A 26,475-nucleotide genomic window follows, 5' to 3' on the forward strand; every position below is an offset into this window, starting at 1 on the left:
GTCATCACGCATCACCGTTGCCGACCTGATCTCAGGCCGCTGCAACGTCCCCGGAAACTCCGCTGCATGACAGCGAATCGCACCAAAAAGGAGCCCCACTCCGCGAAGCCCGTCGCCCATCACGTCACCAACATCGTGATCGCCGGGCAGAGGAGCGACCGGGTACGCGTCCGGTCCAAAGGACTTGGCGTCATGAAGGACGGCACGTGCGGCTCGGTGACCTACGACGACACTCTGGTGCGCGGCGACAAGGGCTGGCGTATCTACCGTCGCATGATGGAGGCGCGGCGTGTGCCGTTTAACGGCGTGACGGGACAGGACGAAGAGTTATCGGCGGCCTCGGCCGGTCTCACTGGTGTCGGCGCATGCCCTGTGACCCGCACGCGGCGGATCGCATGTGTCCGACCTCCCCCACAAACACGCCCAGTTGGGGCTTAAATCCCCAGCGCATTCACAGCCCCACATCAAGGACTTCCTGAGCTGGGCCCCTACTTTCCATGTCCATGACTGAGACCCCAGCTCAACACGAGCAACCCGAGCAGCACGGCGACAACCCCCGCACCGGGGCCCACCGCCGCGACAACAGCGTCCAGCGTCGTCGCGTCCTGATCGGCGGTGGAACCGTCGCCGTCGTGGGCGGGCTCGCGGTCGCCGGTATCGCCTCGGCCGACCCGACGTCCGCCAAGAAGGGCAAACCGAAGGCCGCGAAGTCCACCTCCGCGTCGGCATCCGCCTCCGCGTCCGCGTCCGCCACCACCGTCTGCACCCTCAACGCCGAAGTCACCGAAGGTCCGTACTCCCTCGACGGCGCTCTCGTCCGCGAGGACATCCGTGAGGACAAGGAGGGCTTCGAGGTCCGGTACACCTTCACGGTCGTCGATGTCGCGGGCGACTGTGCTCCGCTGGCCGGTGCGCTCGTCGAGCTCTGGCACTGCGACTCGCTCGGCGAGTACTCCGGGTTCGTCGGCGGCAACGGTCACGAGGAGGAGGACAACGGGACCTTCCTGCGGGGCGGGCAGATCACCGACGCCGACGGTCGGGTGAACATCACCTCGATCTGGCCCGGGCACTACATCTCGCGCGCCGTCCACGTCCATATGCGGGTGCACACGGACGTGACGCTCACCGACGACTCGTACACCGGCGGCGAGGTCATCCACACCGGTCAGCTGTTCTTCGACGAGGACATCAACGCGGAGGTCCAGGCGACCTCGCCGTACTCGGCGAACACCACCCAGGAGACCCTGCTCTCCGACGACTCCATCTATGACGACGGCGGCGCGTCCTCCGGCCTGCTGACCCTGACGGCGCTCGGGTCGAGCGTGTCGGACGGGTACGCGGCGACCCTCACGGTCGGCGTCGACGGCTGACCCCGGGTAGTTAGACCCCGACGGGCTGCCGCTTCTCGACAAGCTCCGCCTCCGCCGCCTTCTCCTGACGGTAGGCGCGGATCGAGTACGTCAGGGCGGCAGCCCACAGCGCGTAGAGGAGTACGTAGACGGGGGTGCTGACCGCGCCGGACGCGCCGATCCAGTCGCTCTTCAGGAGCGTGCGGACGTTGGTGACGATGATGATGCCGCCGACCGCGGAGCCGAGTACGCGCGGCGGTACGAGACGGACCAGCCAGGCGGCGACGGGGGCGGCGACCAGGCCGCCGAGCAGGAAGGCGAGGACCCAGCCCCAGTTGAGGCCCTGGGAACCGAGCGAGAACAGGAACCCGAGACTCGCGGCGACCGCCACCAGGAACTCGCTGGTGTCGATCGAGCCGATCACCTTGCGCGGCTCCATCCGGCCGCTGGCGAGCAGCGCGGGCGTACCGACCGGGCCCCAGCCGCCTCCGCCCGTCGCGTCCAGGAACCCGGCGACCAGGCCGAGCGGCGCGAGGAACCGCTTGCGCAGCGGCTTGCCGAGATTGCCTTTGGGCATGCCGCGGAAGGTGAAGCGGGACATGACGTACAGGCCGAGGCCGAAGAGGATCAGCGACATGACCGGTTCGGCCACCTCGGTCGAGAGCTTGGAGAGGACGGTCGCGCCCAGGAAGGAGCCGACCGCGCCGGGTACGCCGATCTTGGCGACGACCTTCCAGTCCACGTTGCCGAAGCGCCAGTGCGAGGCGCCCGACATCAGCGTGGTGCCGATCTCGGAGAGGTGGACCGTGGCCGAGGCCAGCGCCGGGTTGGTGCCCATGGCGAGCAGCAGGGTGGTCGAGGTCACGCCGTAGGCCATGCCCAGGCTGCCGTCGACCAGTTGGGCCCCGAGGCCCGCGAGAGCCAGCAGGATGAGCGTGCGCATGGGATCCCGTCCCGTCGTTCTGGTTCCGGTCCTCCCGAGCTGCCTGGGATTCCCGGTCTTTCCTATCGGTTCGATAGGGATGGACGGGACGTGACGCTAGGTGCTGAAGCTGAGGACTGCCTTAGTGCGGAATGAGGATGGCTCACAGACGGAGGGTGATGTTCCGCACGCCACTCTCGCTCAAGGCGACCCGGGCAGGCCCTACGGGTTCTCCCAGGCCGCCGGTTCCGCCGCCAGCTCCCGTACCGGCTCCGGGAGGGCGTTCGCCGCGATGTCCGCGAGTGTGACGCCCTCCAGGATCCGCCGTACGTTGGCGCGGAGCGCGACCCACAGCGGCAGCAGCGGTTCGGCGGGCCCGGTGTAGGTGAGCTGGGTGGGCCGTTCGCCGCGTACCGACACGATGGGGCCGTCGACCGTACGGATGACATCCGCGACGGTGATCGCGTCGGCGGCCCTGGCCAGCACATAGCCGCCGCTGCCGCCGCGCCGGCTGACGACCAGGCCGCCACGCCGGAGGTCGGCGAGGATTCCCTCCAGGAACTTGTACGGAATCGCCTGCGCGGTGGCGATGGCCTCCGCCTTCACCGGGGCGCCGTCGTCGTGCCGGACTGCCAGCTCCAGTAGCGCCCGTACCGCGTAATCCGCCCGCGCCGAGATCCTCATGCCACCATTGTGGGGCGAATCGCTGTGGACAATGGCCGCACCCGCGCCGCCCCTGTCCACCGGAGAACCACATGGTGTTGAGCAGACGTACCTTCAGCGCACTCGCCGGAACGGCCGCACTCGGCCTCTCCCTGAGCGGCGCCAGTGGGAGTGGCAGCGCCTACGCCGCCGGTACCGCACCCACCGGCCCCGCACCCGGACCACCCGGCGCCGACGGCGACCGGCACACCATCGGCTTCGACGAGTACTCGATGCTGATCGACGGCAGGCGCGTCGTCCTCTGGTCCGGCGAGGTCCACCCCTTCCGCCTCCCGAGCCCGTCCCTGTGGCGGGACGTCCTGCAGAAGCTGCGCGCCCACGGCTACAACGCGATCAGCATCTACGTGTCCTGGAACTACCACTCCCCCGCGCCCGGGAAGTACGACTTCACCGGCGTCCGGGACCTCGACCTGTTTCTGCGCATGGCCGCCGAGACCGGCCTCTACGTGATCCTGCGCCCGGGTCCGTACATCAACGCCGAGGTCGACGCGGGCGGTTTCCCCGGCTGGCTGACCGCCACCAAGGGCACGGCCCGGACCTCCGACCCGACCTACCTGAAGCACGTCGACGAGTGGCTGACCGTCGTCGGCCGCATCGTCGCCCGGCACCTCTACAGCGACGGCGGCGGCACGATCGTCCTCTACCAGCTGGAGAACGAGTACGCGGACCACGTCACCAGCCCCCTCGGCCGCGACTACATGGCCCACCTGTACGCCAAGGTCCGCGCCGACGGAATCGACGTACCGCTGTTCCACAACGACAAGGGCAGGAACGGCCATTGGGCCCCGGGGACCTTCGACACCGGCGGGGAGAAGGGGCGTTACCTGTACGGCTTCGACGGGTATCCGTCGCCGTTCAAACCCCCGCCGGACTGGGGCTACTTCGGTGTCGGCGGTACGAAGGGCGGCTCGACCGCGAGTCCCCGGACCCCGGGGTTCGTGCCCGAGTTCGGGGGCGGCTGGTTCGATCCGTGGGGCGGGGTGGAGTTCGACGGCAAGGGGTACGCCGAGTCGGCCCGGACGCGTGACGCGGCGTACGAGCGGCGCTTCTACCTCACCAACCTCGCCAACGGCATCAAGATCCACAACGTCTACATGACCTTCGGCGGCACCTCCTGGGGCTGGCTGCCCGCACCGATCGTCTACACCTCCTACGACTACGGCGCCGCCCTCGACGAGGCCCGCCGGCCGACCCCCAAGCTGATCCCGATGCACCAGATCGGGCAGCTGCTGCGTTCCGTGCCCGACCTGGCCAAGCTGGACCGGGCGGAGCCGGTCGCCGGGACGGACCCGCAGGTCAAGGTGTATCCCCTGGTCAACCCGGACACCGGCGCCCATTTCTACGTCGTACGCAACGACAGCGCGACGGAGGTGACGACGGCGCTCCCCTTCGCGGACCTTCCGCTCACCGTGCCCGCCCTCGACGCCCGGCTCCTCGCCACCCAGATCGCCGTCGGGCGGCGGACCCTGCGGCACTCCACCGCGCAGCCGATGCTCTGGCTCTCGGCGGGACGGCAGGACATCGCCGTGCTCACCGGCCGCTCCGGTGAGACGACCGAGACCGCCCTGGAGTGCGCGAGCGAGCCGACGGTGACGGTGCTGGAGGGGGCCGCGGAACACGAGTACGAAAGTGGTGCGCTCCGGGTCTCGGCTCAACTCGGCGGTCTTGTACGGGTGTTGGTGGAGGGCGGCGGCGCCTCGGCACCGCTTCTGCTGCTCCTCGCCGACGACGAGACCTCCGGGCGGCTGTGGCGGTACGACACCCCGTCGGGACCGGTACTGGTGCGCGGCCCGGCGCTGCTGCGCACCGCCACCGTGCGCGACTCGGCCGTCCATCTCACCGGGGACACCGTCGAGGCTGCCGACCTGGAGGTCTGGGGGCCACGCGGGGTGAGCGAAGTCGTCTGGAACCAGGGCACGTTGAGGACGACCGCCACGACGTCCGGGAGTCTGCGGGCCGGGCAGCGGCTGCCCGGTGTGCCGGAGGTGCGGCTCCCCGAGCTCGCCAACTGGCGGCGGTCCGCGGAGAACCCGGAGTCCGAGGCCGGCTTCGACGACTCGGCGTGGCAGCTCGCGGACAGGACGTCCTCGTACAGCACCACCCCCGTACCGGCCGGGCAGCCCGTGCTGTTCGCCGACGACTACGGATTCCACTACGGGGACGTCTGGTACCGGGGGCATTTCGAGGGGGGCGGCGCAGCGGAGACGGTGTCCCTCGCCTTCACCACGGGCACGCAGGGGTTGCTGATGGCGTGGCTGGACGGGAAGCCGCTGGGTACGCACCGGATGCCGGTGCCGGACAAGAAGACGGTGCGGCAGGGGACTTGGTCGGCCACGGCGACCTTCCCCGTTCAGGTCGACGAAGGGCCGCATGTCCTCTCCGTCCTCGTCCGCCCAATGCAGCACGACATGGACGGCAAGGCGGACGACACGCACAAGGCCGCCCGGGGGCTGGCCGCCGTGACCTTCAACGGGGCTTCTCCGGCGGTCACTTGGCGGATCCAGGGTGAGAAGGGATCCGACCCGGTGCGCGGGCCGCTCAACAACGGCGGGCTGTACGGGGAGCGTGCGGGCTGGCATCTGCCGGGGTTCGCGGACGGCGGCTGGAAGGTCGTCGACTTCCCCCGGGCCGAGCGGCGGCAGGGTGTCGTCTGGTACCGGACCGGGTTCCGGCTCGCCGTCGACCCCGGCGTGGACGCCTCGATCGGGCTCACGCTCACCGACGACCCCGCCCGCGCCTACCGCGTCCAGATCTTCCTGAACGGCTGGAACATGGGCCAGTACATCAACGACGTAGGCCCCCAGCACACCTTCGTCCTGCCGAACGGGGTGCTGCGCACACGGGGCGCCAACACACTGGCCCTCGCTGTCCTGTCCGACGGGACCACACCTTCAGGTCCCGGTGAGGTGAAACTGACGCTGATGGGCAGCGCGGCCGGAGGGGTACCGGTGACGGCGGTGGACTCCCCCGGCCGCACATCCGCCTAGCCGAGCCGGATCACGTTCCAGGACAGCGGCTCCAGGACGGCGGTCAACGTGCCGTCCTGGAGTGCGGTCCCCTCGACCTGGTGCGGAGTGACCCGCTCCGGGTCGTCCAGGGTGTTGGTGGCGTCCGGGTCGGCGTCGGCGATCGCGCTGTGCTCGACGACCGTCGTCAACCCCAGCCGGTTCAGGGCGACTTCGAGCGGCAGCGGCTCGGTCTGGCTGCGGTTGACCGCGAAGACGGTGACCGAGCCGTCCTCGGCACGTACGGCGGTGGCGTGCAGCAGATCCGCCTCGCCGTACTTCTTCGTCCCGTACGTCGGCGAGTCCACCCGTACGTCGAGGACCTCCCCTCGCCCGTACTTCGAGGCCGCCGCGAAGGGGAAGAACGTCGTCTGCCGCCAGGCCGGGCCGCCCGGCTCCGTCATGATCGGCGCGATGACGTTGACGAGCTGGGCGAGGCAGGCGACGGTCACCCGGTCGGCGTGCCGCAGCAGCGCGATGAGCAGCGAGCCGAAGACGACCGCGTCCGTGACGGAGTAGACGTCCTCCAGGATGCGCGGGGCCTCCTGCCAGTCCTCGACCGGGTGCGGGTTGGGCCGGCTCTGGTACCAGACGTTCCACTCGTCGAAGGAGAGGTTGATCTTCTTCTCGGACTTGAGGCGGGCGCCCACGTGGTCGCAGGTCGCCACCACGTTCTCGATGAAGGACTCCGTGTCGACGGCGGAGGCGAGGAAGGAGTCCCGGTCGCCGTCGGTCTCCTCGTAGTAGGCGTGCAGCGAGACGTGGTCGACGAGGTCGTACGTCTCCTGGAGCACGGTCGCCTCCCACGCGGCGAACGTCTCCATCCCCTGCCCGGAGGAGCCGCACGCGACGAGTTCGAGGTCCGGCTCGATCTGGCGCATCGCGCGCGCGGTCTCGGCGGCGAGGCGGCCGTACTCCTCGGCGGTCTTGTGCCCGGTCTGCCAGGGCCCGTCCATCTCGTTGCCCAGGCACCACAGCTTGATGCCGAACGGGTCCTTGTCCCCGTGCGCCACCCGCAGGTCCGAACGGGCGGTCCCCGAGGGGTGGTTGGCGTACTCCTGGAGCGCCAGGGCCTCGGGGACGCCGCGCGTGCCGAGGTTCACGGCCATCATCGGCTCGGCCTGCGGGCCGACCTTCTTGAGGAACGCGATGTACTCGGAGAGGCCGAAACGGTTCGACTCCGTGGAGCGCCAGGCGAGGTCCAGGCGGCGGGGGCGGTCCTCGGCCGGGCCCACCGAGTCCTCCCAGTTGTAGGCGGAGACGAAGTTGCCACCGGGGTAGCGGATGGTGGTGACGCCGAGTTCACGGACCAGCTCCAGCACGTCCTGGCGCAGGCCCGCCTCGTCCGCCGACGGGTGGGTCGGCTCGAAGATGCCGGTGTAGACGCAGCGGCCGAGGTGTTCGACGAAGGATCCGAAGAGGCGGGGGTTGACCTTGCCTATGGTGAAGGCGGGGTCGAGGGTGAAGCGGGCGGTGCGCATGTCTTCCTTTCCAGGGCGCCGTTAGTAGGGGGATTCCCTTTCGTGGGCGGCTGCGGGTCGCCGTGGGCTGGTCGCGCAGTTCCCCGCGCCCCTTAGGCACTCCGGGCAAAGCCCCTCTTAGCCGACTCGGCCTGTTCAGCCCGTCCCCGGCCTGCACTCGGCCGGGGATTTCGACAGGGACCTCAGGGAGTCGCCGGCGCGGCGGGGCTAACCCGCGAACGCGGGCTGCGCGAGTCCCTTCCCCGCGCCGGGTACCACCAGCACCGAGCCCGACAGCGGGTGCGGCGTCTCCAGGCCCGTACGGGCCGTGGTGATGTACAGGTCGGTGAGGTCCGTGCCGCCGAACGCGCAGGCGGTGGGGCGGAGTACGGGGAGCTCGATCACTCGGTCGAGCTGGCCGTCCGGGGTGTAGCGGCGGACCGCGCCGCCGTCCCAGAGTGCCACCCAGACGCAGCCGTCGGCGTCGACGGTGAGACCGTCGGGGAAGCCCTCGTCGATCGAGGCCAACTGCCGCCTGTTGAACGGCAGTTGGTCGGTGCCGACGTCGAACACGTCGATGCTGCGCGTCGGTGAGTCGATGTAGTACATCAGCCCGCCGTCGGGGCTCCAGCCGGTGCCGTTGCTGACGGCGACGTCGTCGAGGACGGTCGCCGCGGTGCCGTCGGGGGTGATCCGTGACAGCGTGCCGCCGCCCGGCGCTTCGTCGTAGCGCATGGTGCCGGTCCACAGGGAGCCGTCGGGCGCGACCGCCGCGTCGTTGCCGCGGCGGCCGGGGACGACGTCCCGGTGCAGCCAGCGGAAGCCCGTGAAGTCGTAGATCCCCACGCCGTCACGGAGGTTGACCACCAGGCCGCCGTCCGTGCGCGGCTTCGCGGCGCCCACGTGCTGCTCGGTGACCATGACCGAGCGGCGCCCGGTCACCGGGTCGTACGTGTGGATCCGCGAGCCGAGGATGTCGACCCAGATCAGCCGCTGGGCGGCGGCGTCCCAGGTGGGCCCCTCCCCCAGCGTCGCGTACTCGCGTACCGCGACCTCGACGGCCGTCATCCCACGCTCCGGTGGCCGAGCCGCTCGGACAGTTCGGCGGCGCCCTTCACGGCGAGCTGCTCCAGTTCGGTGAGGCGCTCGTCGCTCCAGCGGATCATCGGTACGGAGATGGAGATGGCGGCGACGACCTGGCCCGTGCGGTCGCGCACCGGGGCGGCGACGCAGCTCACGTCCGGGTTGGACTCGCGGCTCTCCACGGCGATGCCCCGCTGCCGGATCTCCGCGAGGGCCACCCGCAGGGCGGCAGGCTCGGTGATGCTGTTGGGCGTCATCGCGACCAGCTGGGCGTCGTCGGGGACGCGGGACGTCAGCTCCGGATCGGGGAGCGAGGCGAGCAGCATCTTGCCGACGGAGGTGCAGTGGGCGGGCAGCCGCCGGCCCGCGGCGGAGACCATGCGCACGGCGTGCGTGGAGTCCACCTTCGCGATGTAGATGACGTCGGTGCCCTCCAGGATGGCCACGTGTACGGTCTCGTCGCAGGTCTCCGCGACCGAGCGGGCGACCTGCTGGCCCTCGGCGGCGAGGTCCAGCTGCTCGGCGTACCGGCTGCCCAGCTGGTACGGCCGCACACCGAGCCGGTAGCGTCCCGGCTGGCCGGGCACCTGCACGATGTACGAGCGGGCGGCGAGCGTGGTGACCAGTTCGTGCACGGTCGTGCGCGGCAGCTGCAGCTTGCGCACGATGTCGGGGGCGGAGAGCGTGCCGTCCCCGTCGAGGAAGAGCTCGAGTATGTCCAGAGCTCGGGTTACGGCAGGTACCAGGCGTCCCACAACCGGCCCCCTCCCTTGTGTTCGAAATTTCAACAGACGATCGGCATGACGAACACAGGTTACTCATAGTGGTATTGGGCGGGCAATGGGTGTGCGCTGTGTGTGACCGCCGATGGCTCAGAGGTACGTGACTATCGCCGCGTTCTGGGGTCGCCGAGTTCGCCCCGCAGGCGTTGCGCCCTGAGGACGAGCTCCAGCTCGAAGCGGCGGTCCGGGTCGTCGACCTCGTCGCCCCACAGTTCCCGTATCTGACGGAGGCGGTAGCGGACGGTCTGGGGGTGGACGCCGAGACGGGCCGCGACCTCCGGGGCGCCACCGCGTGTTTCCAGCCAGGCGAGCAGGGTCTCGGCGAGGCGGCGGCCGTGGGTGGGGCCGCAGTGGGCGAGCGGGGCGAGGCAGCGCAGGGCGAGGTCGTCGATGAGTTCCTCGGGCTGGAGGAGGACCAGGGCCTCGGTGTGTTCCGTGCAGTGCAGGACCTCGCCGGCGGGGAGCAGGCGCCGTTCCATGAGGCGTACGGCGGCCTCCGCCCAGCGTAGTGACTTCGCCGCGTCGGCGAGCGGCACCGGGGGGCCGATGGCGCCGGACCAGCCGGTCAGCGCGCGGTGCAGCAGTTCGGGGCGGCCCGCGGCGTCCGGCTCGGGTACGACCATGCGGGGCTGCTCGTACTCCATGTCGAGCAGCACGCCCTGGCCCACGGCGGGTGCGACGGCCTCGCGGGCGGGGCGCAGCAGTACCCCGACGGCCACCTTCTCGGGGAGCGGCCAGCCGATGCGGGCGGCGCGTTCGCCGAGCGCCTCGGCGGGGTCGCCGCGGTGGTGTTCGGCGAGCAGCAGCTCCATCAGGCGGCGCTGGAGGCGCAGGCGCTCGCCTGCCTGGCGGGCGGCGGCCTCGGCGTAGCCGCGTACCGACTGGTCCACCAGGCCGTCCAGGTACTCGTATCCGGCGTCGACGAGTTCGTACATCGCCGGTGGCGGGATCTCGACCCGCTGCCCGATCTCGGCGAAGCGGCGCCAGGCGAGCCGGACCCCCAGCCGGTAGATCGCCTGGAGCGAGTCGAGGCTGCGGCCGTTCAGTCCCTCGCCGCGGCCGAACTCCTGGAAGACCTCGGGGTGGACGCGGGGGCGGCCCTCGGCGGTCTCCAAGTGCTGCACGAAGACCTCGATGGCCCGGCGGATGCCGATCAGCGCCATGGGCTCGCCGGAGTCGTCGAGGAAGACGGGCAGTTGCGGGTACTCGTGCCGGATCTCCTGCAGGATCTCCTCGGCGAGCACCGGCGCCTCGGCCATCGCGAGCGCGGCGAACTGGCGTACCTGGAGGCGTGGGACGTCGCGCCAGGCCGAGCGCGTCGGGACGGTTCCCGGGCGGGGGGTCGCGTCCGCGCTGCCGCGCACGGGCGACGGTGGGGTCGGGTCGCCGCCTGCTCGTAGGGCTGGCGGTGGGGTCGCGTCGCCGCTGCCTCGCAGGGCCGACGGCGGGGTGATGTCGGCGCTCCCGCGCACGACGGGTGGGGGGGTCACGTCAGCGCTCCGGTGGGTAACGGGCTCGGACGGACCGGTCGACCGGTCCGGGCGCGGCTGCGGCGGGGCGCCACGCCGTCTCCGGTGCGGCCGCCGGCGACGGGCGTGTCAGCTCCGGAGCGGCCTTCGGTGGCGGGCGCCTCAACTCCGGTACGGCTGTCCGTGGCGGGCGTGTCAGCTCCGGTACGGCCGTCCGCGACAGGCACCTCGACCTCGGAGCGGCCCTCCGTGACGGGCACTTCAGCTCCGGTACGGCCGTCCGCGACAGGCACCTCGGCTCCGGCACGGCCCTCCGTGACGGGCACTTCAGCTCCGGTACGGCCGTCCGCGGCAGGCGCCTCGGCTCCGGCACGGCCGTCTCCGATAGGCACCTCACCCCCGGTACGCCCCTCGGCGGCGCGCACGTCAGCGCTCCTGCCCGGCGTTCTCGTACGTGATGAGTGGTGTGTTCGGCTGGTCGGGGGTCGCGTCGAGCAGCGCGACGATGCCGAGCGCGGCGCCGATCGCGAGTGCGGTGGCGGCCAGGACGGTCAGTGCGGCGGCGAGCAGTCTGGACATCGCGGGTCAGCCTCTCTGTCGGAGGTCGTCCCCACCCCGGCCGCTTCGCCCGCGTGACCGTGGTCGTCCCATGGTCGTGCGGCCGGCGGCCCCTGCCCGTTCCCCGGTTGTTCGATCCCGTGGTGCGTTCCCGATGTTCGCCGGTCCCGTCCGGCAAGTCCACAGTCTCGACAATGCATTGACACCCCGTCAAGGGTGCGCCTACGGTTCCCGGCCCATACCGCAGGTGCACTTTCCCCACGGTGTCGACCCGCCCGCACGACCCGCGCGTCGAGCCGCCACACGCCCCCTGGAGTGCCCGGATGCGCCGGAAAGCCTCACCCCTCTCCCTGATCCTGCTGGGTCTCGGGACCTTTCTCCTCGTACTGGCCCCGATGCTCGCGTGGTACGTGAAACCACATGCCGCCGTGAATCCGATCGACATCGACCAGACCGCCGTCTACACCGGGACGGGCAGCGTCTTCGACGTCGAGCAGGTCGCCACCGTGCCCGATCAGAAGATCACCGTCACCCAGAAGGTACGAGGTGACGTCGCCGCCAGCGAGACCAGCGGAAACGGGGTCTGGGACGTGACGACCACGGTCGACACGGACAAGTCGCTGCCCGCGGCCGACCCGCACGACGCGCTGGAGTTCACCCCGCACCGGTGGGTCATGGACCGGACGACCAACAAGCCGGTGCACTGCTGCCAGGAGAAGCCCTACATCGAGGGTGAGGCGTACCTCAAGTTCCCCTTCGACGTGCAGAAACGCGCGTACCGCTGGTGGGACAACTCCCTTGGCGCGACGGTCACTCTGAACTACCGGGGCACCAAGAAGATCCGGGGTTACGAGGGCCTCCGCTTCACCGGCACGGTCCCGGCGACCAAGACCGGCACACGGCTCGTACCGGGCGCGATCGTCGACCAGCCCGAGCGCAGCCAGGTGCTCGCCGAGGAGTGGTACGCCAACCACGGCGTCGAACTCGTCGTCGACCAGCGCACCGGACGCGTGCTGTACGCGCAGACCGGACCGCGCAAGACGCTGCGGGCGCCGGGCGGCACGGAGGACGCGGCGGTGCTCCTGGACAGCGAGAAGATCGCCTTCACCGCGGACACACAGGAGTTCGCGGTGGACCGGGCGAAGGAGGAAAGCGGTCAGCTGAAGGCCGTGGGGCAGACGGTGCCCACCGGGGCGGGTGCGCTGGGATTCGCCCTCGCCGCGGCGGGAGTCGTTTTGGTCGTACGCGGGCGTCCACATCCCGATACGCCCGAGTCCTCCCAGCCTGCGCCCACGATGTGATGAGGCGTCAGCTCACAAACCCCGGAAATTGTCACCTCGGTGAGTAGCAGCATCGAACCGCTCGGCGAAAACTATCCACCCCCACCCGAGCACAGCCCGCCCACATCCCAGATACAGGCAGTACCCGAAAACTCCACAGATCGGAAGATTCGTAGCCCCGCCACCCCCCGGCGGATCCGGAGTCCCGCACCCTGCTCCACGCCCCACCGCACGATCGCCCCACCGCACGACCGTCCCACCGTCCCACCGTCCCACCGTCCCACCGCCAGACCGACCGACCCCCCACGCTGAGTTCCGCACCCTGAGACGAGTTGGAGCACCGATGCCCCAGCACGTGCCGTCTTCGCTGCGCGCCGCGTTCCCGCGCTCCGCGCAGCACCCCCCGGCGCTTCCCCCCCAGCCGCGCCGAATCGTATTCCTCGCCCGTCGTGACCTCGGCAACCCGGCGGCCGGCGGCTCCGAGCTGCTGGTCGACCGCCTCGCCGAGGGGCTGACCCAACTCGGCCACCAGGTCACCCTGTTGTGCGGCGGGCCCACCGCCTACCGCGACTACCGGGTCGTCTCGGCGGGCGGCGACCTGGGGCACTACCTCCGCGCCCGCCCCACGTTCCACCGCCAGGTCGGTGACTGCGACCTCCTGGTCGAGGTGTGCAACGGCATGCCGTATCTGGCGCCCATGTGGCACCACGGACCCACGCTCTGCCTGGTCAACCACGTCCACACCGACCTGTGGCGGATGCGGTTCGGCGGACCGATGGCGCCCGCGGCCCGGATCGGCCGAAGACTCGAACACTGGGCGCTGGCGAGCGCCGCACAGCGCCGCAATCTGCTGGTCGCCGTCTCTCCGTCGACGGCACACGCGCTGCGCGCGATCGGAGTCGAGCGGGACCGCATCCGGGTCGTGCACAACGGGGTCGAGGAGCCGGGCCCACGGGGCTCGCGCTCGCCGGAGCCGCTGTTCGTGGCGATGGGGCGGCTCGTCGAGTACAAGCGGATCGATCTGCTGCTGCGGCTGTGGGAGCGGGTACGCCCGGTCACCGGGGGCCGCCTCGTGATCGTCGGCGACGGCCCCGAGCGGGAGCGCCTGGAGCAACTCGCGGGCCCCGGCGTGGAGTTCGCCGGCCATGTCTCCGAGGCGGAGAAGCACCGGCTGCTGTGTGCCGCCTGGCTGCTGCTGCACCCCTCGGCCGTCGAGGGCTGGGGCCTGGTGGTCACGGAGGCCGCGGCCCGTGAGACCCCGGCGATCGCCTTCGACGTACCTGGTCTGCGCGACTCGGTGGTGGACGGCGAGACGGGCGTCCTGGCCCGCGGCGAGTCCTCCTTCGCCGCCGCCTGGTGCACCCTCGCCCTGTCCACCCACCGCCGCACCCTCATGGGCAAGGCGGCCCGCGACCGCGCCGCCCAGTACCGCTGGAACCACACGGTCCGCCAGTTCAGGGCGGTGGCCGGCGAGGCGGTGAGGAGCTGGGCACCATGACGGCCCCGACCGGGACGGGAAAGGGCGCGGGCAACGGCGCGGGTACGGGTACCGGACTCAAGGACCCCTCCATACGCCGCTCCCTCGCCCTCTTCCGTGCGTTCCTGCACGAGCAGGACGACCCCGAGGCCTGCTATTCGCTGCTTGCCCGTGACGCCGCCGACCAGGTCGAGGCGTACGGCGGGGTCGTCGAGGGCCGTACCGTCGTGGACGTCGGCGGCGGCAGCGGGTACTTCACCGAGGAGTTCCGGCGGCGCGGGGCGCACGCCTATCTCTTCGAGCCGGACGTGGCGGAGTTGGGGCCGAAGCCGCCCGACTCGACCGTCGTGGCGGACGGTTATCTGCTGCCGCTGGCGGACGGCGTCGCCGACGTCTGCTTCTCCTCCAACGTCCTTGAGCACGTGGCCGATCCGGGGACCTTCATCAGCGAGATGGTGCGGGTGACCCGGCCGGACGGGCTGATCTACGTGTCGTTCACCAACTGGCTGTCCCCGTGGGGCGGTCACGAGTGGGCGCCCTGGCACTACTTCGGCGCGGAGCGGGCGCGGGCCCGCTACAGCCGCCGTACCGGAAAGCCGGCCAAGCACACCCTCGGCGAGAACCTCTTCGCCGTGCACATCGGAACCACCCTTCGGCAGGTCCGCGCCCGCGACGACGTCACGGTCGTCTCGGCGCGCTCCCGCTACTGGCCGTTCCTCGCGGGAGCCGTCGCGAAGGCGCCGGGGCTGCGCGAGTTCGCCACCTGGAATCTCCTCCTCATCCTCCGGCGGTGTCCACCATGACGAGCACGGTCCAGGCTCCACCCCCGGCAGCCGTCCGCCCCGTCGCGACCACCTCGGGACCCCCCGAGGGGCCGCGGTCGCGACGGTGGCTGCTGGGGTTCTGGGCTGTTGTGTTCGTGCTGTTCCTGGTGGTGCACCCCGGGCGCACGACCTTCGACACCAAGCTCGGAGTCGCGCTCGACCCCTGGCAGTTCCTGTCGGACCTCGGGCAGCTGTGGCACGACCGGGGCGGCTTCGGCGGCATCCAGGACCAGTACGTCGGCTATGTCTGGCCGATGCTGCCGTTCTACGGCCTGTGCAAGCTGATCGACCTCCCGGTGTGGCTGGCCGAGCGGCTGTGGCTCTCTCTCATCGTGTCCGTCGCCTTCTGGGGCGCGCTGCGGCTGGCCGAGCGGCTGCGGATCGGCACGCCCGCCTCGCGTCTGCTCGCCGCCGTGGCGTACGCGCTGTGGCCGGTGTTCACGATCGTCGTCGGCTCGACCTCGGCCGCCGCGCTCCCCGGCGCCTTCCTCCCGTGGGTCCTGCTCCCGCTCACCAACGAGCGTTACAGCGCGCGCATCGCGGCCCTCCGCTCGGCGCTGATCATCCCGTTCATGGGCGGTGTGAACGCGGCCTCGACGCTCGCCGCCCTCCTCCCCGTCGGCCTGTATCTCCTCTCCCGCCCGCGTGGCCCCCGGCAGCGCAAGCTGATCGCCTGGTGGGTTCCGGGTGTGATCCTGGCGACCGCCTGGTGGGTGGTCCCGCTGCTGGTGCTCGGCATCTACGGGGAGAACTTCCTTCCGTACGTGGAGACTTCGCAGACGACGACGGCCACCATGTCGGCGACGGAGACCCTGCGCGGGGCCGGGAACTGGGTCGCCTATCTGCACTTCGGCGAGGCCTGGCTGCCCGCGGGCTGGACCGTCGTGGCCTCGGTGATCGTGATCGTCTGCTCGGCGCTCGCGGCGGGCCTGGGCCTTGCGGGGCTCGCCCGCCGTGACATGCCCGAGCGGCGCTGGCTCGTGCTGACCGTGCTGACGGTCGCGCTCATCACCCTGGCCGGGTACGGCGGTTCGTTCGGCGCGCCCTTCCACGGTGTGGTCCAGGACTGGCTGAACGGCGGGCTCGTCCCGTTCCGCAACATCTACAAGTTCCAGACGGGGCTGGCGCTCGCCCTCGTGTTCGGGCTCGCCCATCTGGTCGGGATCGCCTCGGAGCAGCGGGGGGCCAGGCGGGTCCGCGGGCGCCGTCTCGCCCCGCTGATCGCGGCGGTCCTGATCCTGCCCGGGCTCGCCTGGCCGTATCTCAACGGGTCGATCCTGAACCCGGGTTCGTTCCAGGAACTCCCCAAGTACTGGCAGAGCACCGCCGACTGGCTGGAGAAGTACTCCCCCGACTCCCGCGCCCTCGTCGTCCCCGCCACCGCACACGGCATCTACACCTGGGGCTCCCCCATCGACCAGCCCCTCGACGTCCTCGCCGACTCCCGCTGGGCGCAACGCGATTACGTCCCCTTCGGCACCGCGGGCAACCGGCGCGCGATGGACGCAGTCGAGCAGTCCCTGATGACAGGTTCCGAAGTCCCGGGCTTGGCCGACTACTTGAGCCGGGCAGGGCTCTACTACGTCGTCGTACGCAATGACCTGGACCCCGACCAGCTGGGCTACGTCCCGACCACGACCGTGAAGCGGACCCTGGAGCAGTCGGGCTACCAGCGCGTGACCGGATTCGGGCCCGAGATGACCGGTGGCCGGATCGCCGAGGACACTCCCCTCCAGGTCGAGGGCCTCTATCCGCGCCAGCGCTCCGTCGAGATCTACGAGCCCGTCAGCGACGACGTGCCACGGCCGGGGCAGGCCGGGCTCAAGCCCATCGCCGACACCGCGGTCGTCTCCGGCGGCCCCGAGGCCCTCCTCCCGCTCTCCGCGGACCCGGCGATGCGGGACCGCGCCACCGTGCTCACCGGCGACAACCATCCGGGGCTCGGCACTCCGGCGGTCCAGGTCCTCGGCGACGGGCTGCGGCGCGCAGACACCCGCTTCGGCCTGGTCAACGCCAACACCTCGTACACGTACACCGCCGACCAGCGCAACGACAGCGACAGCGCGCAGGACGCGGGCGAGGAACCGCACCAGATCCTGCCGACGAAGGGCATCGACCACCAGACGGTCGCCGAACTGCGCGGCGCCCGCTCGGTGACGGCCTCCTCGACCGGCAACTGGCTGTTCTACCTCCCGCAGTACGACCCCGTGAACGCCTTCGACGGCAACCCGGACACCGCGTGGGCGGAGGGCGCGGCGGGCTCGGCGGACGGGCAGTGGCTGCGGATCGGCTTCACCGACTCCGTGGACATGCCGTCGTCGTTCAAGGTGACGCCGCTGCCCCAGGACGGGGTGCGGTCCGCGGCGACGCGGGTGCGGGTGGAGACGGAGAAGGGTTCCGTCACGAGCTATCTCCAGCCGAACGGCATGACGCAGAGCATCAAGTCCCCTGTCGGCGACACGAGTTGGCTGAAGATCACGATCGTCGACGCCACGGAGCAGCACGCCGGTCTGACCGGTGCGGGCTTCTCCGAGATCGACCTCCCGAACGTCCAGGTGACCCGCCTGCTGCGGCTCCCGACGGACGCCGCCGACTCGGACGCCACCGCCGAGATCGTCTCCCTGCACCGCTCCGCCGACCCCACCGGGCTCTCCCCGACGGGCACGGAGGCGGGCCTGCACCGCGTCTTCTCGACGTCGACGTCGGGGACGTACGAGATCAAGGCGAGCGCGGTCCCCGTCCCAGGTGAGGAGCTCGACAAGCTGCTCTACGAGGTGGCGCCCGAGCAGCAGAGCCGGATCACCGCGACGGCGGACTCGACGGCGCAGCTCGGCGCGGGTCTGTCGGCGCGCAATCTCACGGACGGCGACCTGACGACGGCGTGGATCGCGGGCGACAACCCGACGATCCACCTGAGCTGGCCGGACAAGCAGGCGGTCTCGTCGATCGTCCTGGCCCCGGCGGGCGGCCTGTCGACCCGCCCGACGAAGATCGCCATCAGCTCCCCGGACGGGGCGGCGATCGTCGGCGTCGACGAGAACGGCTGGGCCCGCTTCGAGCCCATCACCACCGACCAGCTCGACATCACCGTCACCGAGACCGCGCCGCTGACCGTCCACAACCCGGTCGCGGACGCCGACCTGCAACTGCCGGTCGGACTCACCGAGGCGTACATCCCGGCGCTCGACCAGTACCGCACCCCGCAGCCCTCGGGCACCCGGGAGTTCTCGCTCCCCTGCGGGAAGGGACCGGTGCTCGCGGTCGACGGGAAGCTGTACGCGACGAGTGCGGCCGGGACCGTGCAGGACCTGGTGGAACGCCGCGCGATCGACTTGACGCTCTGTCAAGAAGGCGGCGAGAACGCGGAATTGGACCTCGGTTCCGGCTCGCACCGGGTCGAGGCCGGGGACGCCGGGCCGCTCACCGTCACCGACGTGACGCTGACCCGCGGGACGGTCGCCGAGGCCCCCACCGCCGGGCGTGAGCTGGGGGTACGCGACTGGCTGGGCGACCGCCGCGAGGTGACGGTCGGTTCGGGCGCGGCCTCGTACCTGACGACGTACGAGAACTTCAACGACGGCTGGAAGGCGACGCTCAACGGCAAGGAACTCACGCCGGTGCGGCTCGACGGCTGGCAGCAGGGCTGGCAGATCCCGTCCGGCGCGGGCGGCACGGTCAAGCTGTCGTACGAGCCCTCGACGACGTACGAGGCCGGGCTGATCGGCGGCGGGGTCGGCGTGGCCGCGCTGGTGGGCCTCGTGCTGTGGCGGCGCCGCTCGCCCAACGCCGACGAGCCGCAGGCGGTTCCGGCGGGGCCCGGGGTGTGGCTGGGGCTGGTCGCGCTGACCCTGGTGGGGGTCGTGATCGCGGGGTTCTTCGCGCTCCTTGTGCCCGTGCTGGCGCTGCTCGCGTGGAAACGGCATGCGCTGCTCGTGCCGATCGCGTTTCTCGCGCTCGCCGGGGCGGGGGTTGCCGCCTCGACGGGGGCCGGGGAGGCGGTGTCCTCCGACGCGGGGGCGTTCGGTCCTATGGCTCAACTGTTGGCGTTGATCGGGTTGTTCGCGGCGCTGGTGACTGTGCGGGAGTCCGTCCCCGCCGGGCCGCCGCCGTGGCAGTGGGGGGCGCCGCCGGGGTCTCCCGGGTCGGAGGCGCCTACTGCGCCGTTGCCGCAGCGGGTGCGGGGGGAGAACCCGGGGCCGGGGGCGTTCGGGCCCCCCGCCGGGGCCGAGACGGGTAAGGGGAAGCCTGGTGTCGATCCCGGTGCTTCGGCTGTGCGGTCCGAGTCGGGGAACGGCTTGGATTCGCCCCCTCCGCCCCTACCCGTCCCTTCCCGGGGCTCCGCCCCGGACCCCGCTCCTCAAACGCCGGAGGGGCTGGATCGGCCAGAACTGGAGAAACCCAGGCCCGAGTCCGGGCCGACCATCTCCGCCCGTGGTCCCGGCTCCGCTCAGCCCGAACCCGAGCCGCCGACCGTGCGGAACCCTTTCCGCAAGCCGAGGTTCAAAGCGACGCCCTCGGACGACACCCCTAGGGACAAGGCCCCATGACCGCGGTCGAGCACCCGGCGCGGAACGGCGCGGGCGGGCCGGGCGGGCCCCCCGCGCGGGTCCCCTTCCCCGTCGTCGACGAAGTCTCGCGGCACTGCCTCCAGGAGGCGGAGCCGGAGACCGTCCACATCGAGGTCCATCTGCCGGGGCGGCTCGACCCCGCCCGTCTGCGGTCGGCCTTCGCCGAGGCTCTGCGCCGGCATCCTCGCATCCTGATGCGGGAGGCGCCGGGGCCCTGGTACCGCCGGCGCTACGAGTGGGAGCTCACCGACGGTCCGGACCTGGAGGTCGTGACGTTCCCGCCGCCGGACCGGGACGCGCTCAAGCATGCCCGCGACCGGGCGCTGGACGACGCCCCGCCGCTGTCGGCCGCACCGCCGGTTCGGCTCGAAGTCGTCGACGAGGACGGCGCGTCCGAGGGCACCGTCCTCTTCCTCACCATGAACCACACGGCACTCGACGGCCCCGCCTGCCTCCGCATCCTGGCCACGGCGGCGGAACTCTACGGCGGCCGGGACAACTCCCCCGCCGCACCCCCCGTACGCACACCCGGGGCCCCCGAGACCGCCCGGGTCGACACCCCCTCCAGCTGGGCCCCGCCCGCCCGCGTGGCCCACGGCACCCCCGAACCCTCCCCCGGCAACGGCCTGCTCGTCACCGAGCTCAACGTCCCGCGCCGTCCCAAGGGCTCCCCCTACACGGTGAACGACCAGCTCATGGTCACCACCGCCCTGATGATCGCCCACTGGAACAGGGAACACGGTGCCCGTCCCCGCCCGTTGCGGATCACCATGCCGGTCGACGACCGCCCCAGGGACATGGGAATGCCCATCGGGAACGGCACCAGACTCGTCGAAGTCACCTTCGCCCCGGAGGAGTTGGACCCGGAGTCGATGGGCGAGCTGCTGCGCCGTACCGCGCTCCGCACCCAGGCCCTGAAGTCCGTGGACCGCCCCCAACTCGGGCACGGGGCCGCCCTCTTGACCGCCCCCGTGGTCCCGGTGGCGTGGCGGGCCGCCCTCACCCGGGGCCTGCGCAGGGCGGCCGGTCCCTGGACGTCGACCACGCTGCTGAGCAACATCGGCCGGATCCCGTACCCGCTGGACTTCGGGGAGGCGGCGGGCCGTGCCAACGCGGTCTGGTTCTCGGCGCCCGCCCGGATGCCCCGCGGGCTGACCGTCACGACCGCGTCCACCGCGGGCCGCCTGCACGTCGCCCTGCGCTGGTCTCGGACCCTGCTCAGCCACGGCGACGGCGCCCACCTCCGCGACCTCTTCGAGCACTATCTGCACGCGACGGAGGAGAACGGCCCATGACCACCAAGGCTCCCGCGGCAACCCCGGCAACAGGCGCCGTACGCCGGGGACTTCGCGACTTCTACGAGGACCCCGGCGTGCCCGTCGCCTCCGGCGCCGCCCGCAGCCTGCGCCAGGCACGCATGCTCGCCGCCGCGCTCGGCCCGGCGACGGCGGGCACGAAGACCGTCCTGGACATCGGCTGCGGCGACGGTTCCGCCGCCGCGACCGCCGCACCCCTCCTCGCCGGGCACCGTCTCATCGGTGTCGACTGGTCGCAGGACGCCCTCAGACGGGCCCACGCCCATGTGCCGTACGCGATCCGCGGTGAACTCACCGACGGGGGGCTGCCGTTCAGGACGGCGTCAGCGGACGCCGTGCTGTTCAGCGAGGTCGTCGAGCACCTCGTCGACCCGGACTCCGCGCTCGACGAGATCCGCCGGGTCCTGCGTCCCGGGGGCCACCTGATGCTCTCCACCCCGAACCTCGCCGCCTGGTACAACCGCGCCCTGCTCCTTGCCGGCGTGCAGCCCGTGTTCTCGGAGGTGAGCCTGCGCGCGATCCACGGCCGCCCGGGCCGGGAGGTCGTGGGCCATCTGCGGCTCTACACCGCCCGCGCGCTGAGGGAGTTCGTGGCCGCGTCGGGCTTCGAGGTCGAGCGGCTGCGAGGTGCGCCCTTCCACGGCGTACCGCGTCCGCTGCGACCGCTGGACCGGCTGGCCTGCGCGGTCCCTTCGGCGTCCTCCATCCTTCTCCTGCACGCGCGAAGGACGTAGCCCATGTGGTGGGGAGTGGCCGCGGCCCTGCTGGCGAACGTCCTGTACAGCACCGGATTCGTCCTGGAGAAACGCGCGTTGGCGGCCATGCCGGAGGTCGACATCCGCCGCCCCGCCCGACTGCTGCGGCTGGTCCTGGGCAGCCCCCTGTGGATCGGCGGCTCACTGTCGCTCGCCGCCGGATTCGGCGCCCAACTGGCCGTCTACCGCACACTTCCCATCGCCGCCGCGCAGGGCATCTTCGTCTCCGGGCTCGTCCTCCTCGTGCTGCTCTCCTCACGGCTGCTCGGCGAGGAGACGACGGGCCGCGAGCGGTACGCACTCGGCGCGATCCTCGCCGCCCTGCTGATGGTGGTGCTGTCCCTGAGCGAGGGCTCAGACACCGTCAGCCGCAGCGCTCCGGCGCCGCTGATCCTCACCGTCTGCCTGCCGTCCCTCGCGATGGGCATCTGGCTGTACGGATCCGCCGAGCGCCGCTCCCGGCACCGGCACCGGATGCCGACCACCGGCGTCGAATACGGCGTGGCGGTCGGCCTGTTGTACGGGGTGAGCTCGCTCGCCATCAAGGGCGTGTCCAGCTATTTGACGACAAGTGGACTCGGCGGGGCGGTGGTCGACCTGCTGCGCTCCCCGTACCCCTATCTCCTGCTCTTCACCGGCGCGTTCGGCCTGGTCATGTCGCAGGCGGCGCTGCAGCGCTGCCGGGCCTCGCTGATCGTGCCGGTCTGCACGACGGTGACGTGTCTGTTCACGGCGGTCCTCGGCACGCTCGCGTTCGGCGAGGCGCTGCCGCACGAACCGGTGCGGCTCGCGCTGCGGCTCGCGGGCACCGCCCTCGCGGTGTCCGTCCTGCTCGCCATGCCCAAACACGACACCGCACCCCAACCCCCCATTGCCACCAAGGAGTTGACTCCACCGTGAACCCCGACGACCCACTGCTGAAGATCCTGGCCTGCCCGCTGGACAAAGGCCCGCTCCACCTGCTCGTACCCGATGAGTCCCTGGGGTCCGAGGCCGCGCTGTACAACCCCCGCCTGCAACGCCGTTACCCGATCGTGGACGGCATCCCGCAGCTGCTGCCGTCCTCCGGCGAGCAGGTGACGGAGGACGAACACGAGGAACTCCTCAAACGGATGGCCCCATGACCAGTCCCTCGCCACGAACACTGGCCGCCCGCCTCGCCCGCTTCCTTCCCACCCGTCTGGTCGCCGCGACCGCCCGGCTCGTCTACCCGCGCTTCGAACCCGAGCTGGCGCGGCTGGCCGAGCTCTGCCCGCCCGGCTGCCGTACGGCGGTGGACGTGGGCGGCTGGTACGGCCCCTGGACGCGCCGGCTGGCCGACCGGGCCGGCCGCGTGGTGACCGTCGAACCGGTCCCGCACCTCGCCCGGCTGCTCTCCTCCGCGAGCCCCGCGAACGTGCGCGTGATCCATGCCGCCGCCTCCGACCACCGGGGCACCGCCCGTCTGTGGTTGCCGCCGGACGACGCGGGCGACCGGGGTGTGTCGTCCCTGGTCTGCAGGGACATCCACGCCCGCGCCCTTGAGGTCCCCTGCCTGACCCTCGACAGCCTGAACCTTCGCGACGTCGACTTCGTCAAGATCGACGTGGACGGCAACGAACTGGCCGTCCTGCGCGGCGCAAGCGCCCTCATCACCCGCGACCGCCCGGCCCTCTTCATCGAGCTGGAGGCCCGGATCCAGCCCGTCGCCCCCGTGATCGCACACCTCGCCCAGCAGGGTTACGAGGGCTGGGTCCTGCCCGACGACGCCTGGCTGCCCCTCGCATCCTTCCCCCTGGAGGCCCACCAGGCCCGGACGTCCCACGTCGTCTCGCAGGGCCTGCTGCGCAGGGTGCTTCCCCCTCGCGGCCCCCGCTACGTCAACTCGGTGCTCTTCCTCCCGGACGGCCATCGCCCGGGCGCGTACCGCATAGGCGACGATGGACCGCATGCCGCCCGCAAAACGCCCCGCCACCCCCTTCACACCTCTCGACTTCCAGCTGGTCCTGCTGCGCCGCATGGCGGACCACAATCCTGACCTCGTCGAGGACGCCCGCCACCAACTGGGCGCCTCCATCGCCGCCATGCGCGAGGCCAACCGCCGCTGGCAGGCAATGCTGCACGCCCCACGCTCCCGGGCCGCGACCTCCCGCTACCGCCAGATCCTCGGCACCCCGGAGTCCGTCACCCCCCGCCAGATCGGCGACCTCGCCTGCGAGGCCCTTCTCTGGCCCGTCCCCCTCTGGCCCGACCTCCGCTTCGAGGTCCTGGTCGCCCCGAACGGCATCGCCTGGAACGAGTGGCTGGTCCGCGCACCCGGCACCCCCGGTCCGGTCCTTGAAACCCTCGACGACCTGACCCCCTGGTCCTGCACGGTCGACGAGGCGGCCCGCGCCTTCGCACCCGCCCGGCCCCTGGAGGGCACGGCGCCCACGCGCTGGGGACTGGCGTTCACCGCCCCGGACAAGTCGGGCGTACGGCACGACTGCGCGGCGGAGTTCACCTGGGGGCTGTTGCAGCGGGTGGGCGTCAAAGGGCGGCCGTGACGATCGCCTCCGCGACCACGGGCACCGACTCCGGGTGCAGCCAGAGGAAGAGATTGGGCTCGATCAGCTCCAGCTCCATGACACACGGCTCCCCGTCGTCGCCGTCGACCAGGTCCACCCGGGCGTAGAGCACCTCTCCCGCGTCCGGTACGGCCGCCAACGCCCGCTCGGCGACCGAGAGTTCGGCCGGGGTCGGCTCCCAGGTCTCAAGCCTCGGATGCGCGACCTTCTTCTCGTCGTACGACGTCCCGGGCTCAAGGACGGCGCCCTTCCTGCTGGCGTGCAGCAGGCGCCCGCCGAAGAACTGGAGTGCCCGCTCGCCCCCGGCGTCGATGTTCTTCAGATACGGCTGCACCATCGCGGTCAGCCCTTCCGCGTGCATCCGCGCGAGCTGCCGTACGGCGGTCTCCCGCTCCTCGGGGGTGTACCGGGCGGCATAACGCGCGCCCGCGCCGGAGGTGGGCTTCACGACGAACTCGCGGTCCTCGGGAAGCTCGACGGGGTCCCCCGGCGCGACATACCGCGTCGGCACCACCGGAACCCCCGCCTCCGCCAGCTCCCCGACATACCGCTTGTCGGCGTTCCACCGCACCACCCCCGCCGGGTTGGCCAGCCGAGTCACCCGCCCGCACCGCCCAGCCCACGCCACGAACTGCGCGGCCCGCCAGCTGTAGTCCCAGGTCGACCGGATCACGACGAGGTCGAACCCGGCCCAGTCGACGTCGGAGTCGTCCCAGTACCGGACACCGACCTCGGCCCCCGCCTCCTCCAACGCCGCCGCCAGCACAGGCAGATCCCGGTCCGCGCTGGGCTCCTCACCCGGGTTGTAGGTGGCGAGCGCGATACGGGCACGTGCGGCACTGCGGGCCACGGCTGACTCCATCCTCGTACGGATTCCTCGTACGACTTCCGCGTACGGCTTCCTCATGCGACATCTCGGGGTGATCCCGCCGCAGGCTAGCCGATACGGGCCTGACCTGCGGCCTTCCACTCCTCGTCCGTGAGGGGCGGTGCGGTGAGCTGCGGTTTGAGCGGGCCGGCCACGGCGGCGAGGAGGACGCTGGGGGCGAACAGGACGTGCGCGCCGCGCTCCAGGGACGACACGTCGGTGAAGCGGCGGGCGATGCGGCCGTTGCCGGTGGCGGTGTACAGGAGCCGGTTCGCGTACGCGGCGATGATCCTGTCCCTGAGCGTGGGGCCGTTCTGCGTCGCTCCCGGGTAGAAGACGTCCAGGCCGGTCGCCAGATCCCAGGCCGCGTTGACCGGCCGGGCCACGGCCTTCTGCGCGACGCGTGCCAGCCCCGGGGTGCCCCAGCCCCGGCGGCGGATCACCTCGCGCAGGGCGAGGGCGCTCTGCGCCGCGACCGACATACCGTGCCCGTAGACCGGGTTGTACGCGGCGAGCGCGTCGCCGACGACCGCGAAGCCGTCGGGCCAGCGCCGCGAACGCTCGTAGTAGTAGCGGCGGTTCACGGTGGACCGGGTGAAGGCGACCTTGGACAGTGGCTCGGCGCCCGCGAGGAACTCCCCGATGACGGGATGGCTCAGCTCCTCGGTGGCGAACCGCTCGAAGTCGCCCTCGTCTGCGGTGGGTTCGCCGCCTCGGGTGCCCGTCAGCATGACCATCCAGTTCCCGTTCTCGATGGGCAGCAGAAAGCCCGCCCGGCCGGGGCTCCCCTCGCGCGGGTCGGCCTGCACATTGATGACGGGGAAGCCCTCCCGCGCGCTCTCGGGGGCGCGGTACATCCGACTGGCGTACGCCAGACCGGAGTTGACCTCACGCTGCTTCGGTGCGGCCAGGCCGAGGGCCCCCAGCCACTGTGGTGCGCGGGAGCCGCGACCGGTGGCGTCGACGACCAGGTCGGCCGACAGGACGGACTCGGCGCCTTCGTCACCGCGGACGCGGACTCCGGTGACGGCGGCGGCGGTGCCTTCGAGGCCGAGCGCCTCGGCGCGCTCGACGAGCTTGATCCGGTCGTCGTCGAGGACCTGCGCACGGACGATCGCGTCGAGCAGGCCACGGCTGATCAGGACCATGTGGTGGGACTCGTTCCAGCGACGGAACCAGCCCTGCGGCGACAGCACGACCATGTCCGTCGTGACCGCGAGGTGGCGCGCACCGGCTTCCGCGAGCCGCCCGGTGACGCCCGGCAGGAGTTCCTCCATCGCCCGGGCGCCGCCGGACCACAGCGCGTGCGGGTGCTGGGCCTGGGGCAGGTTCTTGCGGCGCTCGGGGCCCTCGGGCAGGGCGTCCCGCTCGACGATCGTGACGACGTCCGCGAACTCGGCCAGGGCGCGGGCCGCGAGCATGCCGGCGAGGCTGCCGCCGAGGACGACGGCGGATCTCAAGGGCCTTGCTGTGGGCGGTCGTTCGCTCAG

Annotated in this window: 23 protein-coding genes; 13 read left to right on the forward strand and 10 right to left on the reverse strand. The window is 71.6% G+C overall.

The window, feature by feature from the left end; translation table 11 throughout:
* The first annotated feature begins 66 nt into the window (after window positions 1-66).
* Window positions 67-438 carry a nuclear transport factor 2 family protein gene (locus tag OG219_RS15585; protein ID WP_266826940.1) on the forward strand — a complete coding sequence of 124 codons (372 nt, stop codon included), beginning with the start codon at window positions 67-69 and terminating at the stop codon, window positions 436-438.
* A gap of 59 nt (window positions 439-497) precedes the next feature.
* Window positions 498-1,370 carry an intradiol ring-cleavage dioxygenase gene (locus OG219_RS15590; protein ID WP_266826942.1) on the forward strand — a complete coding sequence of 291 codons (873 nt, stop codon included), beginning with the start codon at window positions 498-500 and terminating at the stop codon, window positions 1,368-1,370.
* Window positions 1,371-1,380: 10 nt separating this feature from the next.
* Here the strand turns inward: OG219_RS15590 and OG219_RS15595 are convergent, their stop codons facing one another.
* Both OG219_RS15595 and OG219_RS15600 read right to left on the reverse strand, forming a co-directional pair.
* Window positions 1,381-2,292, reverse strand: coding sequence for a sulfite exporter TauE/SafE family protein (locus OG219_RS15595; RefSeq protein ID WP_266826944.1), 912 nt, complete (start codon window positions 2,290-2,292; stop codon window positions 1,381-1,383).
* A gap of 201 nt (window positions 2,293-2,493) precedes the next feature.
* A complete protein-coding gene (locus OG219_RS15600) occupies window positions 2,494-2,955 on the reverse strand; it encodes an Rrf2 family transcriptional regulator (protein ID WP_266826946.1) in 462 nt (153 codons plus the stop codon).
* Between the two features lie 71 nt (window positions 2,956-3,026).
* Between OG219_RS15600 and OG219_RS15605 the strand changes: the two genes are divergently transcribed.
* Window positions 3,027-5,981, forward strand: a complete 2,955-nt coding sequence (locus OG219_RS15605) for a beta-galactosidase (RefSeq protein WP_266826948.1) — start codon at window positions 3,027-3,029, stop codon at window positions 5,979-5,981.
* On the opposite strand, the gene OG219_RS15610 is transcribed toward OG219_RS15605, so the two are convergent.
* The 6 genes from OG219_RS15610 to OG219_RS15635 all read right to left on the reverse strand — a co-directional run bounded on the left by OG219_RS15610 (window position 5,978) and on the right by OG219_RS15635 (window position 11,372).
* Window positions 5,978-7,480, reverse strand: coding sequence for an alpha-N-arabinofuranosidase (locus OG219_RS15610; protein ID WP_266826950.1), 1,503 nt, complete (start codon window positions 7,478-7,480; stop codon window positions 5,978-5,980). The two genes, OG219_RS15605 and OG219_RS15610, sit on opposite strands and share 4 nt — an antisense overlap.
* A 207-nt stretch (window positions 7,481-7,687) precedes the next feature.
* Window positions 7,688-8,527 (reverse strand): SMP-30/gluconolactonase/LRE family protein, encoded by an 840-nt coding sequence (locus OG219_RS15615; protein ID WP_266826952.1) that lies wholly within the window; start codon window positions 8,525-8,527, stop codon window positions 7,688-7,690.
* Window positions 8,524-9,297: an IclR family transcriptional regulator gene (locus OG219_RS15620; protein ID WP_266826954.1), complete on the reverse strand. Its 774-nt coding sequence runs from the start codon at window positions 9,295-9,297 to the stop codon at window positions 8,524-8,526. Before OG219_RS15620 ends, OG219_RS15615 begins: the two co-directional genes overlap by 4 nt.
* Before the next feature lie 131 nt (window positions 9,298-9,428).
* On the reverse strand, window positions 9,429-10,688 hold the full coding sequence (locus OG219_RS15625; RefSeq protein WP_266836103.1) for a helix-turn-helix domain-containing protein: 1,260 nt from the start codon (window positions 10,686-10,688) through the stop codon (window positions 9,429-9,431).
* A 122-nt stretch (window positions 10,689-10,810) separates the two neighbouring features.
* Window positions 10,811-11,218, reverse strand: coding sequence for a hypothetical protein (locus tag OG219_RS15630; RefSeq protein ID WP_266826956.1), 408 nt, complete (start codon window positions 11,216-11,218; stop codon window positions 10,811-10,813).
* A 1-nt stretch (window position 11,219) separates the two neighbouring features.
* Complete coding sequence (locus tag OG219_RS15635; protein ID WP_266826958.1) at window positions 11,220-11,372, reverse strand: hypothetical protein; 153 nt, start codon at window positions 11,370-11,372, stop codon at window positions 11,220-11,222.
* A gap of 302 nt (window positions 11,373-11,674) precedes the next feature.
* Here OG219_RS15635 and OG219_RS15640 point away from each other — a divergent pair, with 302 nt between their 5' ends.
* The 10 genes from OG219_RS15640 to OG219_RS15685 all read left to right on the forward strand — a co-directional run bounded on the left by OG219_RS15640 (window position 11,675) and on the right by OG219_RS15685 (window position 24,096).
* Entirely contained in the window at window positions 11,675-12,652 is a 978-nt protein-coding gene (locus OG219_RS15640; RefSeq protein WP_266826960.1) for a DUF3068 domain-containing protein, read from the forward strand.
* Window positions 12,653-12,974: 322 nt separating this feature from the next.
* Entirely contained in the window at window positions 12,975-14,129 is a 1,155-nt protein-coding gene (locus tag OG219_RS15645) for a glycosyltransferase family 4 protein (protein ID WP_266826962.1), read from the forward strand.
* Window positions 14,126-14,911, forward strand: coding sequence for a class I SAM-dependent methyltransferase (locus OG219_RS15650; protein ID WP_266826964.1), 786 nt, complete (start codon window positions 14,126-14,128; stop codon window positions 14,909-14,911). Before OG219_RS15645 ends, OG219_RS15650 begins: the two co-directional genes overlap by 4 nt.
* A complete protein-coding gene (locus tag OG219_RS15655) occupies window positions 14,908-19,479 on the forward strand; it encodes an alpha-(1->3)-arabinofuranosyltransferase (protein ID WP_266836104.1) in 4,572 nt (1,523 codons plus the stop codon). Before OG219_RS15650 ends, OG219_RS15655 begins: the two co-directional genes overlap by 4 nt.
* A complete protein-coding gene (locus OG219_RS15660; protein WP_266826966.1) occupies window positions 19,476-20,795 on the forward strand; it encodes a condensation protein in 1,320 nt (439 codons plus the stop codon). The genes OG219_RS15655 and OG219_RS15660 overlap by 4 nt, the downstream gene beginning before the upstream one ends.
* Window positions 20,792-21,550: a bifunctional 2-polyprenyl-6-hydroxyphenol methylase/3-demethylubiquinol 3-O-methyltransferase UbiG gene (locus OG219_RS15665; RefSeq protein WP_266826968.1), complete on the forward strand. Its 759-nt coding sequence runs from the start codon at window positions 20,792-20,794 to the stop codon at window positions 21,548-21,550. Before OG219_RS15660 ends, OG219_RS15665 begins: the two co-directional genes overlap by 4 nt.
* Window positions 21,551-21,565: 15 nt before the next feature.
* The gene (locus OG219_RS15670; RefSeq protein WP_266836105.1) at window positions 21,566-22,471 is read left to right on the forward strand and encodes a hypothetical protein; all 906 of its coding nucleotides are present in this window, start codon (window positions 21,566-21,568) and stop codon (window positions 22,469-22,471) included.
* Window positions 22,468-22,695, forward strand: a complete 228-nt coding sequence (locus OG219_RS15675) for a Trm112 family protein (RefSeq protein ID WP_266463056.1) — start codon at window positions 22,468-22,470, stop codon at window positions 22,693-22,695. The genes OG219_RS15670 and OG219_RS15675 overlap by 4 nt, the downstream gene beginning before the upstream one ends.
* Window positions 22,692-23,588 carry an FkbM family methyltransferase gene (locus OG219_RS15680; protein ID WP_266826970.1) on the forward strand — a complete coding sequence of 299 codons (897 nt, stop codon included), beginning with the start codon at window positions 22,692-22,694 and terminating at the stop codon, window positions 23,586-23,588. The genes OG219_RS15675 and OG219_RS15680 overlap by 4 nt, the downstream gene beginning before the upstream one ends.
* Window positions 23,491-24,096: a hypothetical protein gene (locus OG219_RS15685; protein ID WP_266826972.1), complete on the forward strand. Its 606-nt coding sequence runs from the start codon at window positions 23,491-23,493 to the stop codon at window positions 24,094-24,096. Before OG219_RS15680 ends, OG219_RS15685 begins: the two co-directional genes overlap by 98 nt.
* Here the strand turns inward: OG219_RS15685 and OG219_RS15690 are convergent.
* Window positions 24,080-24,979: a RimK family alpha-L-glutamate ligase gene (locus OG219_RS15690; protein WP_266826974.1), complete on the reverse strand. Its 900-nt coding sequence runs from the start codon at window positions 24,977-24,979 to the stop codon at window positions 24,080-24,082. The two genes, OG219_RS15685 and OG219_RS15690, sit on opposite strands and share 17 nt — an antisense overlap.
* Before the next feature lie 74 nt (window positions 24,980-25,053).
* Window positions 25,054-26,406 carry an NAD(P)/FAD-dependent oxidoreductase gene (locus OG219_RS15695; protein WP_266836106.1) on the reverse strand — a complete coding sequence of 451 codons (1,353 nt, stop codon included), beginning with the start codon at window positions 26,404-26,406 and terminating at the stop codon, window positions 25,054-25,056.
* Window positions 26,407-26,475: the final 69 nt, after the last annotated feature.

The organism is Streptomyces sp. NBC_00038 (assembly GCF_026343635.1).
Classification (GTDB): Bacteria; Actinomycetota; Actinomycetes; order Streptomycetales; family Streptomycetaceae; genus Streptomyces.

What these genes read in the sequence shown, in the direction of transcription:
- OG219_RS15585 (WP_266826940.1), top strand. Translation starts at nt 67, where the DNA reads ATGACAGCGAATCGCACCAAAAAGGAGCCCCACTCCGCGAAGCCCGTC.
- OG219_RS15590 (WP_266826942.1), top strand. Translation starts at nt 498, where the DNA reads ATGTCCATGACTGAGACCCCAGCTCAACACGAGCAACCCGAGCAGCAC.
- OG219_RS15595 (WP_266826944.1), bottom strand. Translation starts at nt 2,292, where the DNA reads ATGCGCACGCTCATCCTGCTGGCTCTCGCGGGCCTCGGGGCCCAACTG.
- OG219_RS15600 (WP_266826946.1), bottom strand. Translation starts at nt 2,955, where the DNA reads ATGAGGATCTCGGCGCGGGCGGATTACGCGGTACGGGCGCTACTGGAG.
- OG219_RS15605 (WP_266826948.1), top strand. Translation starts at nt 3,027, where the DNA reads ATGGTGTTGAGCAGACGTACCTTCAGCGCACTCGCCGGAACGGCCGCA.
- OG219_RS15610 (WP_266826950.1), bottom strand. Translation starts at nt 7,480, where the DNA reads ATGCGCACCGCCCGCTTCACCCTCGACCCCGCCTTCACCATAGGCAAG.
- OG219_RS15615 (WP_266826952.1), bottom strand. Translation starts at nt 8,527, where the DNA reads ATGACGGCCGTCGAGGTCGCGGTACGCGAGTACGCGACGCTGGGGGAG.
- OG219_RS15635 (WP_266826958.1), bottom strand. Translation starts at nt 11,372, where the DNA reads ATGTCCAGACTGCTCGCCGCCGCACTGACCGTCCTGGCCGCCACCGCA.
- OG219_RS15640 (WP_266826960.1), top strand. Translation starts at nt 11,675, where the DNA reads ATGCGCCGGAAAGCCTCACCCCTCTCCCTGATCCTGCTGGGTCTCGGG.
- OG219_RS15645 (WP_266826962.1), top strand. Translation starts at nt 12,975, where the DNA reads ATGCCCCAGCACGTGCCGTCTTCGCTGCGCGCCGCGTTCCCGCGCTCC.
- OG219_RS15650 (WP_266826964.1), top strand. Translation starts at nt 14,126, where the DNA reads ATGACGGCCCCGACCGGGACGGGAAAGGGCGCGGGCAACGGCGCGGGT.
- OG219_RS15655 (WP_266836104.1), top strand. Translation starts at nt 14,908, where the DNA reads ATGACGAGCACGGTCCAGGCTCCACCCCCGGCAGCCGTCCGCCCCGTC.
- OG219_RS15660 (WP_266826966.1), top strand. Translation starts at nt 19,476, where the DNA reads ATGACCGCGGTCGAGCACCCGGCGCGGAACGGCGCGGGCGGGCCGGGC.
- OG219_RS15665 (WP_266826968.1), top strand. Translation starts at nt 20,792, where the DNA reads ATGACCACCAAGGCTCCCGCGGCAACCCCGGCAACAGGCGCCGTACGC.
- OG219_RS15680 (WP_266826970.1), top strand. Translation starts at nt 22,692, where the DNA reads ATGACCAGTCCCTCGCCACGAACACTGGCCGCCCGCCTCGCCCGCTTC.
- OG219_RS15685 (WP_266826972.1), top strand. Translation starts at nt 23,491, where the DNA reads ATGGACCGCATGCCGCCCGCAAAACGCCCCGCCACCCCCTTCACACCT.
- OG219_RS15690 (WP_266826974.1), bottom strand. Translation starts at nt 24,979, where the DNA reads ATGGAGTCAGCCGTGGCCCGCAGTGCCGCACGTGCCCGTATCGCGCTC.
- OG219_RS15695 (WP_266836106.1), bottom strand. Translation starts at nt 26,406, where the DNA reads ATGCTCGCGGCCCGCGCCCTGGCCGAGTTCGCGGACGTCGTCACGATC.